At 59.3% G+C, this 15,088-nt stretch carries 13 protein-coding genes and 1 tRNA gene; 7 read left to right on the forward strand and 7 right to left on the reverse strand.

Annotated elements, in window-relative coordinates:
* Positions 1–42 precede the first annotated feature (42 nt).
* The 3 genes from lptC to HYPDE_RS01865 form a co-directional block, all read right to left on the reverse strand.
* Positions 43–1,968, reverse strand: a complete 1,926-nt coding sequence (gene lptC, locus HYPDE_RS01855; protein WP_015596629.1) for an LPS export ABC transporter periplasmic protein LptC — start codon at positions 1,966–1,968, stop codon at positions 43–45.
* A gap of 129 nt (positions 1,969–2,097) precedes the next feature.
* On the reverse strand, positions 2,098–2,715 hold the full coding sequence (locus HYPDE_RS01860) for a ribonuclease D (protein ID WP_015596630.1): 618 nt from the start codon (positions 2,713–2,715) through the stop codon (positions 2,098–2,100).
* A gap of 200 nt (positions 2,716–2,915) precedes the next feature.
* Positions 2,916–4,316 carry a hypothetical protein gene (locus tag HYPDE_RS01865; protein ID WP_015596631.1) on the reverse strand — a complete coding sequence of 467 codons (1,401 nt, stop codon included), beginning with the start codon at positions 4,314–4,316 and terminating at the stop codon, positions 2,916–2,918.
* Between the two features lie 518 nt (positions 4,317–4,834).
* Here HYPDE_RS01865 and HYPDE_RS18610 point away from each other — a divergent pair.
* Positions 4,835–5,128, forward strand: coding sequence for a hypothetical protein (locus HYPDE_RS18610; RefSeq protein WP_015596633.1), 294 nt, complete (start codon positions 4,835–4,837; stop codon positions 5,126–5,128).
* A 76-nt stretch (positions 5,129–5,204) separates the two neighbouring features.
* Complete coding sequence (locus HYPDE_RS01880; protein WP_015596634.1) at positions 5,205–5,585, forward strand: PLDc N-terminal domain-containing protein; 381 nt, start codon at positions 5,205–5,207, stop codon at positions 5,583–5,585.
* A gap of 78 nt (positions 5,586–5,663) precedes the next feature.
* On the opposite strand, the gene HYPDE_RS01885 is transcribed toward HYPDE_RS01880, so the two are convergent.
* The 3 genes from HYPDE_RS01885 to HYPDE_RS01895 form a co-directional block, all read right to left on the reverse strand.
* Positions 5,664–6,065 (reverse strand): DoxX family protein, encoded by a 402-nt coding sequence (locus tag HYPDE_RS01885; RefSeq protein WP_015596635.1) that lies wholly within the window; start codon positions 6,063–6,065, stop codon positions 5,664–5,666.
* Positions 6,066–6,204: 139 nt separating this feature from the next.
* Positions 6,205–7,128, reverse strand: coding sequence for a glutaminase (locus HYPDE_RS01890; protein ID WP_015596636.1), 924 nt, complete (start codon positions 7,126–7,128; stop codon positions 6,205–6,207).
* Positions 7,129–7,522: 394 nt separating this feature from the next.
* Positions 7,523–7,596, reverse strand: a tRNA-Gly gene (locus tag HYPDE_RS01895).
* Between the two features lie 203 nt (positions 7,597–7,799).
* On the opposite strand from HYPDE_RS01895, the gene HYPDE_RS01900 reads away from it, so the two are divergent.
* The 4 genes from HYPDE_RS01900 (at position 7,800) to pip (ending at position 11,549) form a co-directional block, all read left to right on the forward strand.
* Complete coding sequence (locus HYPDE_RS01900; RefSeq protein WP_015596637.1) at positions 7,800–8,099, forward strand: hypothetical protein; 300 nt, start codon at positions 7,800–7,802, stop codon at positions 8,097–8,099.
* A gap of 218 nt (positions 8,100–8,317) precedes the next feature.
* Positions 8,318–8,578, forward strand: coding sequence for a DUF4212 domain-containing protein (locus HYPDE_RS01905; protein ID WP_015596639.1), 261 nt, complete (start codon positions 8,318–8,320; stop codon positions 8,576–8,578).
* 9 nt (positions 8,579–8,587) lie between these two features.
* Positions 8,588–10,423: a solute symporter family protein gene (locus HYPDE_RS01910; protein ID WP_015596640.1), complete on the forward strand. Its 1,836-nt coding sequence runs from the start codon at positions 8,588–8,590 to the stop codon at positions 10,421–10,423.
* Between the two features lie 160 nt (positions 10,424–10,583).
* Complete coding sequence (gene pip, locus HYPDE_RS01915; protein ID WP_015596641.1) at positions 10,584–11,549, forward strand: prolyl aminopeptidase; 966 nt, start codon at positions 10,584–10,586, stop codon at positions 11,547–11,549.
* A gap of 11 nt (positions 11,550–11,560) precedes the next feature.
* Here pip and HYPDE_RS01920 read toward each other — a convergent pair whose 3' ends face one another.
* Entirely contained in the window at positions 11,561–12,040 is a 480-nt protein-coding gene (locus HYPDE_RS01920; RefSeq protein ID WP_144061150.1) for a hypothetical protein, read from the reverse strand.
* Positions 12,041–12,397: 357 nt separating this feature from the next.
* Here HYPDE_RS01920 and HYPDE_RS01925 point away from each other — a divergent pair, with 357 nt between their 5' ends.
* A complete protein-coding gene (locus HYPDE_RS01925) occupies positions 12,398–15,037 on the forward strand; it encodes a tetratricopeptide repeat protein (protein WP_041320741.1) in 2,640 nt (879 codons plus the stop codon).
* Positions 15,038–15,088 lie beyond the last annotated feature (51 nt).

Genomic DNA, 15,088 nt, shown 5'->3' on the forward strand with positions numbered 1-15,088 from the left:
GCGTCCCAAATTCCGGGAAATGGTCTCAAATCGTCATCGAGGTCAAGGTGACGAACGGGCCTGCCACCCGTCCGTCCCGTCTGTCTCGCCCTTCACTTTCTTTCCAAACTGGCCGGGATAGAAGATCGCGCTCGGCCGGTCGGCCTTAATGATCTGGCCGGTGTTGCCGACATCGCTTGCCGAAACCATCGAACTCGCGCTCGATGCCGTGGGCTCGGTCTTGATCGTCGCTTGCCCGGTCGTCATGTCGATCAGCAGCTTCGTGCCTCTCACGATGTTCTTTCCCTGCGTCAGCACGACATTGCCGCCGAGCGATGCCATATTGGTCTTGACGTCAACTTCCGCCCAATCTCCGGTGGCCTTCTGGCCGTCCTTCGAAATAACCGAAACCGCCTTTTTGGCTCGTATATGGGTGAGGGACGCGCCCGACTTGGCTTTGTCGTCGGAGGTGCCGAGCCCGGTACGCCCCGTATAGTAAGCCGTCATTTCCCCAGATTGGATCGTGAAGTTTCCTTGCACGGTCACGACGTCGCCGGTGAAAAGCGCGGTCTTGGCGTTATCGTCCACGTCCAGGCGATCCGAGGTGACGTCGTAGGGAGCATTCGGGTCGGTCTTGAAGGCTTGGCCGAACGGGATTCCCTCTGCAGATTCGGTTTGGTCCGCGTCAGAATTCTTTGCGGACTGCTTTACCGCCGGCTTTACGAAATGTGCGGTAATGCGCCCGGCGGATGAATCGGTCGGAGCCGTAAGCTGCATTTTGTTGGTGGCGCGATGAAAGACGAGGCGCCGGCCCTTCAACACATTCGGCCCCTGAGTGACGACGACGGGGCCGGTCAGAACCATTTTCTGATCGGCCTCGTAGTATTCGGCACGATCTCCGACGGCTTTCTTGTCGGTGCCTTGCGTCAGCACGACGTCGCCTTCGAGAACGGCGAGCTGAGCTGCAGCATCAAATGTCGCCGTGCGGCTCGTCGCCGTTTCACCGGAAGGCTGGGTCAGCGTCACGGAGTTTTTCGCGATAATCTGCTTCACCTTCGTTCCGGTCTCGGCCGGTGTCTGCCGAGCGCTCTGTGCTTCGCCGCTCTGCGGAGCTACAGCGCCTTCGTACGTGACCGTCATTTCCGGCGCCTGCAGCGTCGAGCCTGCCTGTGTCGCGATGACCTGGCCGGTGAACAATGCAACTTTCTTATTGTCGTCGACGTCGAGGCGACTCGAGACAACTTCGACCGGTTCCCCCGATTTGCCGAAGGGCAACGATTGTGCAGGCGTCTGATCGCCTGATGGCGCCGAATCTTTCGGCTTGATATGTGTGTGCACGTCGTCGACGAACGTATATTCCTTCGTCTTCTGGCGGATCGTCAGCTGGTTGGACGTGATCTGACCGGCGCCCATGACAATCGTCGAGGGCCGATCGGATGTGATGATCCCTTCCTTGGTTCTCACCTTGGCGTGGGTCAATGTTGCATTCAGCCCGCCGTCACCCGTGACGCGGATCGAGTCGTAGAGTTCAAGGATATTGGCTTTGTTGTCGAACAGGCCGCGCGCGGCGACGAGATGGGTTTTCTGCTTCTTTACGTCGAGCAGGTCGCCGGTGATGCCGTCGAGGTGGATGACGCTGAGCGATTTCAGATCCTGTTGTGCTGTTTCGGCCTTCACCCAATAGCGTCCGCCGTCGGACTGGAACCCTTCGTAGTGTGGGTTCTTCATCTTGAGATTTTCGGCGACGATTTGTGGGATCTCGAGCTCCGGCATCTTCGGACCGATGCCGGCGCTGTTCAGGACCGTCAACAGGAATACGGCGATGGTTCCGGCGGCAACCAGCGGCAGGGCGACCTTCAAACGCCGAACCGTTTTCGTGTGGTTGTGCGCCACGCGGCGGCTCACCGTGCGATCGATCGCAAACACGATGTTGCTGGTGGACGCGCGCCCACGGCCGCTCGTTACGGCGCTGTCAGATGTGGCAGCCATCGCGGCTCATGAATTTTGCCCCCAGAAGTCGTCCCAATGTCGGCTGCAATTGGGGAGACTTTGGGACAACCCCGCTCCGGCCAGCAAATTCGGCCATGACGACGTGTATCATTCAGCCTTGGGCAACCGTTAGTGGGCGAAAATGTCGTCTTCGAATCCCAGGAGATCAAGTTTCGCCCGCGTCGGAATAAACCCGAATGCCGCTTTCGCCACGTCTTGGCGGCCGACTCGGGCCAGCATCTCGTCGAGCCTCGTCTTGATCGCGTGAAGATGCAGCACGTCGTTTGCGGCGTAGCTCCGCTGGCTGTCGGAAAGCTCGGCGGCGCCCCAGTCGCTGCTTTGCTGTTGCTTGGAGAGTTCAATACCCAAAATTTCACCAACGAGGTCTTTGAGACCGTGCCGGTCGGTATAGGTGCGGGCAAGCTTGGACGCGATCTTCGTGCAGTAGATGGGGCTCGTTGCGACACCCAGATAGTGCTCGAGTACGGCGACGTCGAAGCGGGCGAAGTGGAAGATCTTGAGAGTCTTCGGATCGGCAAGAAGAGCTTTCAGGTGGGGCGCGTCGTAGCTCCTGCCGTCGAACTTGACGAGATGGGCGGTGCCGTCGCCACCTGAAAGTTGCACTAGGCAAAGACGGTCGCGGTGTGGGTTCAGTCCCATCGTCTCGGTGTCGATGGCGATACCGTTCGGGAACGTCAGCCCTGCGGGGAGATCACCATTGTGCAGCTTGATTTTCGGTGCGGTCATGTGCAGTCCCCGTCTCGTCAGCGGGCTCAAAGGCAGGAAGGCTTGACGTGCGGGGGTTTCGGTCCCGTGTCAAGCCGGTGCTTGTCGGACCCGGGTGCATCCGGTGTCAAGGACGCATTAAGCTGGCTGACGGTCTGCTATCGATTCGTTGCGTTCAATTCCGGCGACGGAATGCTGCGCAAAGCGGCGCAACTGCGCATTCACGCAATCTTCGGGAACGCCGTCGCGACGATTGCTTCGTGTAGCATTTCAGCCTGATTGCGCTTCGAGAATATCTCGAACGCTTTTTTCTCCAGCGCCAGCCGTCGCGGCTCGTCGGCGATCAAGGCAACGCAGCTCGCGACGATGTCCTTATAGGGAACCGCTATCATCGCCTCGCGAATGTCGTCCTCGATTTCAGTATTGGGGCCGCATTCGCTTACGATGGCCTTACTGTTTGCGAGAAGATAGGAGGTGCGCCCGATTTCATGGAGACTGTCTTCATAGAAGTGCATGTTGAGCACGATCTTGGCATCCGCGATCGCAGCGTCGCGTTCGCCGCCATAGACGCTGAAGAGATGCTTCACATTAAGGCCGGCTTCATGAAGCCCTTTCAATACGGCCGTGCGACGGTCGTTGAGGCTGCCGTAAAAGAGCACATCGGTCGTCGGCGTTTGTGACAGGCAGCGCGTCATTTCCTGCGTATAGCCAATCCTGAAGCGACTGACGTAGGGATTGTGCATCAGGCTCTTGATCTGTGCGATATTGCGCGGGCTGTAGTCCCACACAGCGAGCCGGCGCATCAAGCTCGTGTAGATCGGGCGTGCGCCGATGTTGAATCCGCGGAGCTGCTCGAGATTCACAATCACCGTATTTTGCGGAATGCGGTCGGCGCTCTCGCGGGATGTAATGAGATGCGCGCCGATCAACAGGTTCACGCCTTCAAGACCGACTTCGTTCTTCCGTTGGCGCACTGCGATCCCGAGTGAGCGGAGCGCGCTATCGAAGCTCGAGATGAGATCATGGAACGATGCCGTGTGCGGGTTGCCGGCTGGTTCGATCGTGACCAAGGTGACGCTATTCCAGATTCCGGGAATGTCGTCGGGCATCGCCGCCGGACTCGCCAGCGGGGCCGACGTGTCAGGCATTTCGCTGCCGGACGCGGCAAAGCTCGAAGCGGCTGCAGCGATACGCAGTTTTCGTTCCAATTCCGGGGAGCCTGCGGGCTGCAGCGCCAATGCCGTGCCGAAGGCTTGTGCTGCATCGTCCGCTTGTCCAAGCGCTACGAACATGTCGCCGAGCAATTCCCAATCGGCGGGAGAATTGTAGCCGAGGCCGACGGCCTTGGCTTTGGCCTTGCAGGCATATTCGACGTTGTCCAAAGCGAGGAGGACGGTCGCCAGGGCTTCATGCGCGTCGGCCGAAAGCGGGTCTTTCAGAATCGATTGCGCCAGCACCTCTGCGGCAGCGTTGAGCTGCCCCATCTTTGCGTTCTCAATTCCAAGCTGAAGGAGATCGAGAGCAGAGGGAGGCTCTGCATCTGCAAGTTGAGCATCGTCCACGGGTAGTAAATCAGCTGGGCTTTTCACGGCCTGCGCGGATCGTCCATGAAGCGGCGACATCTCTCTCTCCGGCAATCGGTTCGGTCGGCGCCATAGGGTTTTTGTGACGGTTTAGAGGCGCTCGTATGCGAGCATTTAGGGCCTATAAGCGTGCGCGAGGCTGTCACGTGCTCTGCAAGTGCGAAGATCGTTGAAAATACGTGGTATTTCCGAGAATTGTTGGACTCTCATAACTCCTGGGAGAGCGTTCAGGATTATTACAAACTGATGGAATGATCTTTACAACATGAGCGGGAATGCGCTTATCGCCCCCGCTTATGATCAATTCCAGATTAAGGATCGCTGTTTGGATTTTTTCGGAGTGAAGAAGGCGGCAATTGAAACTAATCCCTGCAGAAAAGAAATGGCAGCGACCTCGTATTTGTCATAGCGTGCGATCCATCGGCTTGACGCAGGGGCACGCTTATCAGGCAGGTCCGGAGGATTCATGAGAAACCTCGCTCTGGCGTTCGTTGCCGCTTCAGCCATTATGTTGTCCGGAGCGACAACGGCAGCACCAATCACCCCAAACCCTTCTGTTGCTGCGGATAATCAGTCCCTCGTCACGCAAGTCCGGCATCGCGGCGGCTGGGGGCATCGTGGCGGCTGGGGTCATCGCGGCTGGCACGGCGGATGGCATCGACGCGGCTGGTATGGGCGCCGCTGGCGTCGCGGCTGGTACGGTCCCGGCTGGGGATTCTACGGCGGCGGCGTGGTCGTCGGCAGCTGCGTGGCAATCCGGCGTTCTTGCGCATGGCGCTGGGGCTGGGGCGGTCCGAACTTCCGTCGATGCGTTTGGCGTCGCGGTTGCTAGCGGAATAATCGCGCTTTGAAGCAAGCGGCGCGCATTTTGGGGCGGTCGCTTGCTTCCTTATACCCCTGCGTTCAATCAGACCGTGGAGATTTCCAATGCTGTTTGATGGTGGATTTACATTCGCAAACTTTCTGGTAGATGCGCTTGCGATATTCATGCTGTTCGTGTGGCTCTATTTGTTGATTACGATATTCAGCGATCTATTCAACCGCCACGATATATCCGCGCTCGGCAAGGTGCTCTGGGTAATTGTACTCATTGCGCTGCCGTATATCGGCGTCTTTGCGTACATTCTCACGCAATCCTGGGGAATGGCCGAGCGCAAGGAAGCCCAGATCGCGCACGCCCAAACCGAACTTCGGCGAATCGTCGGCTACAGTCCCGCGGATGAAATCGTGAAGCTCGATAAGCTGAAATCTGCCGGGTCAATTACCGGCCAAGAATACGATCGCTTGCGAGCACGGCTGGTGATGTGACCGTTCCTGATAAGACACAGTCCCGCCGGAGTTTCCGACGGGATTGCTTACTGCCGTTGTGATTGCTGCTGTTTCGTTTCAGAGCGCCGAACGTCTGGCATCCAGGCTCCACGGGCCTGGACCGGCGAAGGCGATGTACAGGAAGATGAAGCAGTAAAGGATCGCTGCATCGCCGCCGTTCAGCGCCGGGAAAAGGCTCTTCGGAGCATGAGCCACCCAGTAACCGACTGCCATTTCTCCAGCGACCAGGAATGCGACCGGCCGCGTGAAGAGGCCGAGGATGAGAAGTCCCCCGCCAATGATTTCCATGACGCCAGCTGCTCCGAGGAGAGACACGATCTCGGGGCCTGGTGCGCCCTCTGGACGGGGCGGAAATCCAAAAAGCTTTTGCAGGCCATGTTCGAAGAAGAGCACGGCGGCAACGATTCGGAGGATGCTGAGGACGCGCGGCGCCCAGGCTTCCAAGGCTTGTGCATTCATCGGCGGAGCTCCGAGCTTTTAAGTCTCACGATTTCAGGGCCGGATGCGAGCGGTGGACGACGCAGACTCTCTATATGTCAAATGGCGTGGATCTTCCACCCGGCTCGTCCGATCGCTTCATGTCGTTGCTCATCAGCGATCAAAATGCCGACCAGCCGGTTTCGCGTACGATGAGTTCCAATGCACGCGTTCCCAATAACGAATTTCCACGCGCATTGAGAGCAGGGGACCAGACGGCAATAGAAGCTTCTCCGGGAACAATGGCCAAGATGCCGCCGCCGACGCCACTCTTGCCGGGTAGTCCGACGCGGTATGCGAAGTCTCCCGACCCATCGTAATGGCCGCAAGTCAGCATCACGGCGTTGATCCGGCGCGCTCTCTCTTTCGACACGATGGTCAGACCGCTACGTGGGTCGCGGCCGCCGTTTGCGAGAAAAACTCCGGCTTCCGAAAGCTGCCGGGCGGTCATCTCTATTGCGCATTGATGAAAGTAGACTCCGAGCGTCAATTCGATCGGATGGTGCAGGTTTCCGAACGCACGCATGTAGTTTGCGAGGGCGAAATTGCGAAAGCCCGTTGCCTGCTCGGAGCGCGCTACGGCGGGGTCGATCATGATCGTATCGTCGTTTGCCGCGATCCGCACGAATCTCAAGATCTCGGCGATCGCTTCACGGGGCTGGTGTCCGGCGAGCAATACGTCGGCCACGACGATGGCGCCGGCGTTGATGAATGGGTTGCGAGGAATTCCCCGCTCGTGTTCGAGCTGGACAATCGAATTGAAAGCGCTGCCTGAAGGTTCGCGTCCTACGCGCCTCCATAGTCCGTCGCCAACCTTGCCAAGTGCGAGGGCGAGGCTGAAGACTTTGGAGATGCTTTGTATGGAGAAACGCTCGTTGTCGTCTCCGGTGGAGATCGTCTCGCCCTTCATGTTCGTGATCGAGATTGCAAATTTTCTCGGATCGATTTTCGCGAGCTCCGGGATGTAGTCCGCAACTTTACCTTGATGCTGCATCGATTGGAGCTCATCGCGCACGGTATCGATGAGGAGTTTCAGGTCGGCCATTTCCATAGGCAAAATTGGGGCTTTCTGTTTGCTCCAAGGGCGAAGTTTCCTCGGTCCGGGCAAGTTGGATCGAGGGACTTAAATCGGGATAGATAAAGGAGGTTCAAGGCATGGCAAGCGATCTTAATCGATGCTCGCGGTTGCCTTCGCAGCAGGCTATCGGGTGGCGACGCTTCGGAGATATGCGATATGTTCCTAGGTAATTATTCTGCACACAAATAATCCCGGGCGTTGCAGCTTTGCTACAGCGGCACATTTTTGCTGATAAGATTGCGCTTTGCGGCTGTCGTGAGTGTTTTCTGGTTTGGTCGCGCGCGATAGGCGACGGGCCGGCCGCCTCGCGCCGGACATCCTCGTGCTTCCATTGAGCGGCTCGGTGAGGCTTTCAAATCGTTGGAGCGGGCGAAGGGAATCGAACCCTCGTATGCAGCTTGGGAAGCTGCCGTTCTACCATTGAACTACGCCCGCGGATGCCTGTCCGCCGCGGTTTCTGGCACGTTTTAGGTCCCGGTGCAAACGCCGGAACCGGCTGATCTGTCAATTCAGCCGGTTGGCTGCGGCGGATTTCCTGAGTCCCGTCTGGTTGTCACCGAGATCTTGCTTCATGCTATAAGTAATTTGATCCACCGGGCGGCAAGCCAAGGCCGCCATCGAACGACTGGGGGGAAGTCATGATGCCAACTGCACGCGTCTTCAGCTTGATGGTTGTCGCGGCTTCGGTTCTTGCGAGCGCTCAGGTCGCCGCTGATGACACCCACACACGTGCTCTTGATACGTCCATCCCTGCCAGCTCCATGTCAGCTCCTTCGGGAAACGATGGCTCGCCGGCCAAGTCGTCGACAGACGATCTCTCGTCGCGAATAGATCAATTGGAAGCAAATCGGGCGGCGGCCGGCCAGCAGCCCAAATCCCCCATCAGTCTTGGCGTCAGTGGATGGGTCAGCCAACAGGTGACGATCACCCACCAGTGAAATTTGCAGGACTTGCCGTTCGCGAACTCCGGCAGGTTGCGCTTCGCGTATGGAAGCCGCGGGCTTCGGCTTCTGCGTGCGATTGATGGCTTGGCGAGCGGGATCGGGTCGGCAACGACATGGAGTTGGGTTTCCCGCCGTCACGATTCGACAAAAGCCTATGTTGACGGGCATAGTCTGAAGTGTCGGCTGCCAAAGCCGATCGGGGGGATAATCAAATGATCGAACGCAAAGAGCGCAAGCCTTACTGGCGGCACACGAAGTGGCAGGTTCTCGCCAGTCTGATCCCGTTCCTTGCCATCGTCATCGTGTTGCCGCTTTACGCCGACCAGTTGAATGCCAACCGATTCCTCGGTTTCCCGCTCGGCTATTTCCTCGCGGCACACGGTTTTTTTGCAATCGCCGTCGTGACGGTCGCGAGCTACGTCAATCGACAGAATGCGATCGATCACTGGCACGGTGCCCACGAGGAGATGTAAGGGTCAGGCATGGCGTTCGGTGCTCGCGCGAGAGTGGTCAATCCGCGCCTTGGAACCTACTTCAGCATTTTCGCGGCGCTGTTCACGGCGCTGTTTCTGCTCGTCCTGATTTTCGAGCAACTGAGGCTCAGCGAGACGCTTTTGCAGGTTGCGTTCTTTGCTGTTCCGATCCTCATCTATGCGGGGATCGGGCTGTCGGTCGGATCGAACGATGCGCTCAACTATTTCGCGGCCGGACGGCGTGTTCCTGCCGCCTATACCGGACTTCTGCTTGCGGCTTCCGCACTCGGCGGAACATTCGTCGTCGCTGGAACAGGGGCGTTCTTCTTTGCTGGTTTCGATGCGCTGGTTCTTCTGATGGGAACTCTCACGGGATTCGTCGTGATGGCCATCGTGCTTGCTCCTTTCTATCGGAAGTTCGGCGCATTTACGGTGCCAAGCTATCTCGGCCGCCGTTTTGAGAGCCGTGCGCTCCGTATCGTTACCGCCGTCGTCGCGGCGGTGCCTATGCTTCTCGTTCTGTCTGCGGAGCTTCGCATCGGAGCCGGCGTCGCCGGGCGCTTGATTGCGCTCAATCCCAATCTGATCGTGTGTGTTCTGGCGCTGAGCGTCGCGATTACAACTGCAGCCGGCGGCAAGCGGTCCTTTACGTGGGCAGGCGTCGCTCAGTCGATCGCGCTCTTTCTGGCTTTGCTCGGTGTCGTGACGACGATCAGCGTGATCGTGACCAATTTGCCGATCCCGCAGCTTGCCAACGGTCCGATGGTGCGCGGCCTCGTTCGCAACGAAACCAGCGAAGGCTTGCAACTCATCAACGTCTGGCCGTTGGCGTTCGATCTTCCCGGAGAAGGCTTCGCGACGCTGGTGAAGCCTTATACGCAACCGTTCGGCGCGGTTGGAACTCTCGGTTTCGTAATAGGTACATTTGCGATCGCCGCAGGGATCAGCGCGGCGCCGTGGCTGCTGCCGCGCGTTGCTGCATCGCCGAGCGTCTACGAAGCGCGCAAGGCACTCGGCTGGGCAACGGTGTTTTCCGGTCTGGCGCTCCTTACGATATCATCGGTCGCCATTTTCATGCGGGATTTCGCGCTCGAAGCGGTCATAAGCGAGCGGCTTGGGCCGTTGCCAAGGTGGCTTTACGATGCTGCGGCCGCCCATCTCGTCGCGTTCGATCAGACGGCTGTGCGGCTCGGGTTCAGCGGGCTGAAGTTCGATCGTGACGGCGTCTTGTTCGCGTTGCCGATTGCGACAGGGCTGCCGCAGGCATTTACGTATATGTTGCTCGCGGGGGCGCTTGCCGCAGCACTGGCGACGGCGGGTTCCACCATGATTTCGCTGGCGGCGATACTCGGCGAAGACGTCGTGCAAGGCATGTCATGGGAGCCCGTCGCGCCGGAGGCGCGTGTGTGGATCACACGCAGCTTTGTCGGTGTCGTCGCGGTCTGCGGAGCCGCTTTGACGATGATCGCACCGACCGATCCCCTTCGACTCGTGCTTTGGGCACTTTCCATCACAGGCGCCAGTCTATTTCCTGTCATGGTACTATCGATCTGGTGGAAGCGCCTGACTGCCAGCGGCTCGATTGCGGGAGTGGTGGCCGGATTTGCCGCTGCGGCCCTTGCAATCCTGCTGAGCGAGGTCGGCGCGATCGGCACCCCGAGCCCTATCGCCGGTATTTTGGGATTGCCGGCATCTTTTGCGGTCGCTCTCGGTGTTAGCATTCTGCGCCCCGGCACATCGCGTCATGCGCTCGAAATCGTACGTGATATCCGCGTTCCGGGTGGGGAGGTCATTTACGATCGGCAGATGCAGCGTTTAGAGCTTCGCAAACACGCGCGCACTTGATGCTCCAACGCCGAACGCTTAATGCTTTTGCGGGCGTTGTGTTTCTGAGTTCGGTCCGAGCCATCCAGCGCTTTGCGAGAAACTCGTTATCCATCAGCCCGCGGCGGCGCGGCTGGAGAACGTATCCGTTGCATAGGCGTAGATCGAAAGCTGCGAAAACATGACTATCAGAGACCGGCTCGATCTCTATCCGCCGATCGTTCCTTACCGAGAGCATCGTCTGTCGGTTGGCGGCGGCCATACGCTTTATGTCGAGGAGTGCGGAAATCCGCGCGGCCAGCCGGTGTTGATCATCCACGGTGGTCCAGGCGGCGGCAGCAATCCGACCATGCGCCGATTTCACAATCCCGACAGGTACCGGATCGTGCTCTTCGATCAGCGCGGTTGCGGTCAGTCAACTCCGAATGCATCCATCGAAAACAACACGACGCAGGATCTGATCGAGGACATCGAGCGCATTCGTCTGGAGTTCGACATCGACCGCTGGCAGCTTTTCGGCGGCTCGTGGGGATCGACGCTCGCGCTTGCCTATGCAGAAACTTATCCGGAACGGGTCAGCGCGCTTATCTTGCGGGGCATTTTTCTAATCACGAAGGCTGAGCTTCGCTGGTTCTACCAGGATGGGTGCAGTTGGATTTATCCGGAAGCATTCGCCGAATTTCAGCGCCGCATTCCTTACGGCGAGCGCGATGACATGATCGCCGCGTATCATCGCCGCTTAAACTCGGACGATCCTGCAACCGTCATGGCGGCTGCGCGGGCGTGGAGCATCTGGGAGGGCACGACATTGTCGCTGGTTCCGGAGCCTGAACGGGTCTCCCGCTTTGGCGCCGACGCGTATGCCGTCGCGTTCGCCCGGATTGAAAGCCATTACTTCGTGAATGGTGGCTTTTTTCGTCGTGACGGCGAACTTCTGCTCAATGCCAGCCGGCTCAAGGGAATTCCAGGGATCATCGTGCACGGGCGCTATGATGTCGTGACGCCGATCAGAAGCGCGGTGCTGCTGCATCATGCCTGGGCCGATTCAGAGTTGCGCGTCGTGACCGATGCGGGCCACGCGATGACGGAGCCTGGAATTGTGCATGAACTCATTCGCGCGACCCGCCAGTATTCCTCCGGCTACTAGGTTCGCAACGCTCACAGAGATCCCTTCGGCGGCGGTGGAGCGTCTGGAGGCGGCAGAGGTTTGTCGAGGTCCTTCATGCGATCGCGGACCTTTTTGTAGACACGCTCCAGATAGTCGAGCGCCTGATCGACTTCTTGATCCGTCGGCAACTGCATTTTTCCGCCGGGCGGTCCATCGAGTGGTGTTTTCGTTTCGAGCGTTTCTTCGAGCGCCTTGACGCGGTCCTTGAGGTCCTTGTTTTCCTGCTCGAGCTTCGAAACTTCTGCAGCCGCCGCAGTGGGCGTGTGATCTTCGACCGGCGCACATGCCCATGTCGTACCGGAACGGGCGCACATCGCGACGGCGCCGGTCTGCCTGTCGAGCCGCAGGAAGCCGCCGTCGACAGGCGACATCGTAAAGCGGCCGCCAGCATTGTCCGTGGTATCAGCGACCGCGGCGCTCGCTAAAGCGAGAACCATGAGCGTCGCTCCGTAGATCATTCTGCTCAGCATTCGAACCGTCCTCGAGCTTCGATCTTGCGCGGCTCATAACGCAGGAGTGTGGCAAATCCAGACGCGGCCGTTGAAAACGAATCACGGTCAGATATCACGAACATGAGTTGAAGCGGCCTTTAGGCTGTCGGCGTTTCGACCCCTTAGCCCCTGAAAATACGAATATTTTCCCGCTTCTCCTTACATCTTAACGCAGTATTTACTGCCGTTCTTCAACGTGCCCCCGAATGAACTGTGCTGCGTCCGCCAACGATCGCGTTTTTTGCGCGGCACGGACGATCTCGAATGTCCCTTGCCGCCGAAGACCCTGGTCGTGCTGGACCGGACCGGCAACGCCCGTGCCGCTTCGAGGGGAACATGCCGAATCCAGAATTGACAGAAGACGAGTTCAGCGGCGGCGGCGGGCATGGTGCCTCGGATTACGAGGAGGAGCATGGCGAGCTCAAGGCTTTGGTCGATGCGATCGCGGCACAGCTTTCCGATGCAACGCGCCGCCATTCCGAAACGTTGAGCGAAATGCAGGACAGGATCGCCACGATGGGGCGAGAGGCCGAGGAACTGCGCGATCACATTCCGGAGCAGTATGCACCCACCTTTGAGCATATCGAGGCGGGCGTTGCCGAGCTGGCCAAACGGCTCGCCAAAGCCAACGATTCCGATGCTGCGTATCGGGAAGCCAACCCCTGGGATCGCGAAAGCGCGGAAGCCCTGACTCATATCTATGAGTCCGATTCTCGGAGGAATGCCCAGGCATCGCGAGCCGCCCTTGCGGCGCCCGCAGCAGCACCGCATGCGAATCTCGATCAGGCATGGTTCGAAGCTCGCTTTGCGGAAATTGCCCGAGGCATCGAGCAATCAATTGCCGAAATCAGGCCCGATCGCGGATTTCATGAGATCGGAGAACGGCTCGATCAGTTTGAGCAACGGTTCGCCAGTACGATCGGAGACGTCGCGACGCGCGCCGACCTCGATGCCGTGCGGCTTATCGAGGAGCACGTGGGCGAGGTGGTCAATCATCTGGTCCAGACGCACGATCAACTGACGCGTCTCAGCGCCATCGAGGACCAGCTCTCGGCAATCACGCAGACGTTGTCCGGCGAGCAAGGAAGAACGCACTCCGAATTGCGGTCGGCAACCGATGTTCTGCCCGCTTCCCGTATCGACGTCGAAGCGATCGCGCAGGCCGCGGCCGAACGTGCGGCCATGCATTTCGCGGAGAGGGCGCCCGCATCCCACGATCCGGCCCGCGAATTGCGTCCGCTTATCGAGCGAATGATGGAGGAAAATCGCAACGGCGGCGAGAATACCGCGGCGCTGCTCGATACGTTGCAGCAGGCGATGATCCGCCTTCTGGATCGCATGGATGGACTCGAATTCGCACAGCGCAAGGATGCGCCGATGCGTGCGGCATCGTTCGATGACCTCTCGGAGGGACGACGCCTGATGCCCGAAGAACCATTCCAAATGCCATCGCGCGACAGCGATCCATTGGATTTGGACGATGCCGCCGTTTCGCTGTTCCCGTCCGAAGTGATTTCGCCCGAACCGGCCCAGTCGGCAAATCCGTATGAGCGCGAAAGCCCCATCGAAATGGAATCGCGCAAGAACGAGAGGTTACGGCAGGACTTCATCGCCGAAGCGCGCCGCGCCAAAATGCGCCTCTCGTCCGCGGCGGACGATGAAATCGTCATTACGTCGCCGCCTCACTCCGGCTTCTTTACAATGTCGTCACCGGATGCGGTCCGGGGATCTCACGGCAGCAGGCCGATCCGGCCCACGACGAGCCGGTCAAAAGCTTCCGGCCCGTCAGGACCTTCGCCGCGCCTCATCGTTCTTGCGGTTGCTACAATTCTGGCATTGGGCGGCCTCTGGTACACCGTTGGTAGCGATACTCAGAAACCGGCGGTGAGCTCTTCTTCGTCACTTCCCCCCGCTGCGGTGGGTCAGGACGGAAAATCCGGGTCCGGCACGAACGGATTGCCCGATCAGAAGAACAACGGTCGTGGGCAATCGCCGGATGCGGGAGCGCACGGGGATCAGCAGGGGCAATTGACGCCCGGCGCCACGGGGGGGGCCAATACGAACGTGTCCATGCTCGGTGTTGCGGTCGATCTCAATAGTCCCGCGACGGCCGCCGGCATACAGCAGGCGCAACGCCACCAAGCGATGGCGGCGATATCGGGGAAGCTCGGCGACGCGGCTGCGCAGAGCAACAACTCAGCGCTCGTACCTGCCTCCATGGTTCCGACGGAGGCCGAGACGGAGGGGGTGAGCGCGCCTGACAACAATGCGCCCGTGCCGAGTGAAGCATCCCGCGGGGCCCACTTCGATCTGCCGGCTGCGACCGTCGGTCCGCTGTCGTTGCGCCTGGCGGCCGCCAACGGCGATGCTTCGGCCGAGTTCGAAGTCGGTGCCCGTCTTGCGGAAGGCAAAGGAACACCGCAGAATTTCAAAGAAGCGGCAAAATGGTATCAGCGCGCCGCCGACCACGGACTGGTGCAGGCTCAGTATCGTCTCGGAACGTTCTATGAGCGGGGCCTCGGCATGAAAGCCGATCGGGCGCTGGCGGAAACCTGGTACAAGCGCGCTGCCGACAAGGGCAACGTCAAAGCGATGCATAACCTCGCGGTCCTGAGCGCCAATCAGACCGATCAGTCGCCGGATTATACGACCGCGGCGCAATGGTTCGAGCAGGCCGCTCAGCGGGGACTTGCTGACAGCCAGTTCAATCTCGCCATCCTCTATGAGAACGGTCTCGGCGTGAAGAAGGATCTGCAGCAGGCCTACATGTGGATTTCACTCGCTGCGCGGGACAAAGATGCGGATGCCGTCCGCCGCCAAGGTATCCTTCGCGGCAAACTGACGGCGGAAGACCTCGCCGAAGCCGAACGGATGATTAGCGAATGGCGGCCGATTCCCGTCGATCGAGGTGTCAACGATGCTCGTTTGGCAGGTGAGGAGTGGAAGAAAAATCCGAATGCAAGCGTTGCCGGTTGATGGCGAATACCGCTTGCCCCTAGCGGCAGCGCTTCCCGCTCTTTCACGGCA

The organism is Hyphomicrobium denitrificans 1NES1 (assembly GCF_000230975.2).
Classification (GTDB): domain Bacteria; phylum Pseudomonadota; class Alphaproteobacteria; order Rhizobiales; family Hyphomicrobiaceae; genus Hyphomicrobium_B; species Hyphomicrobium_B denitrificans_A.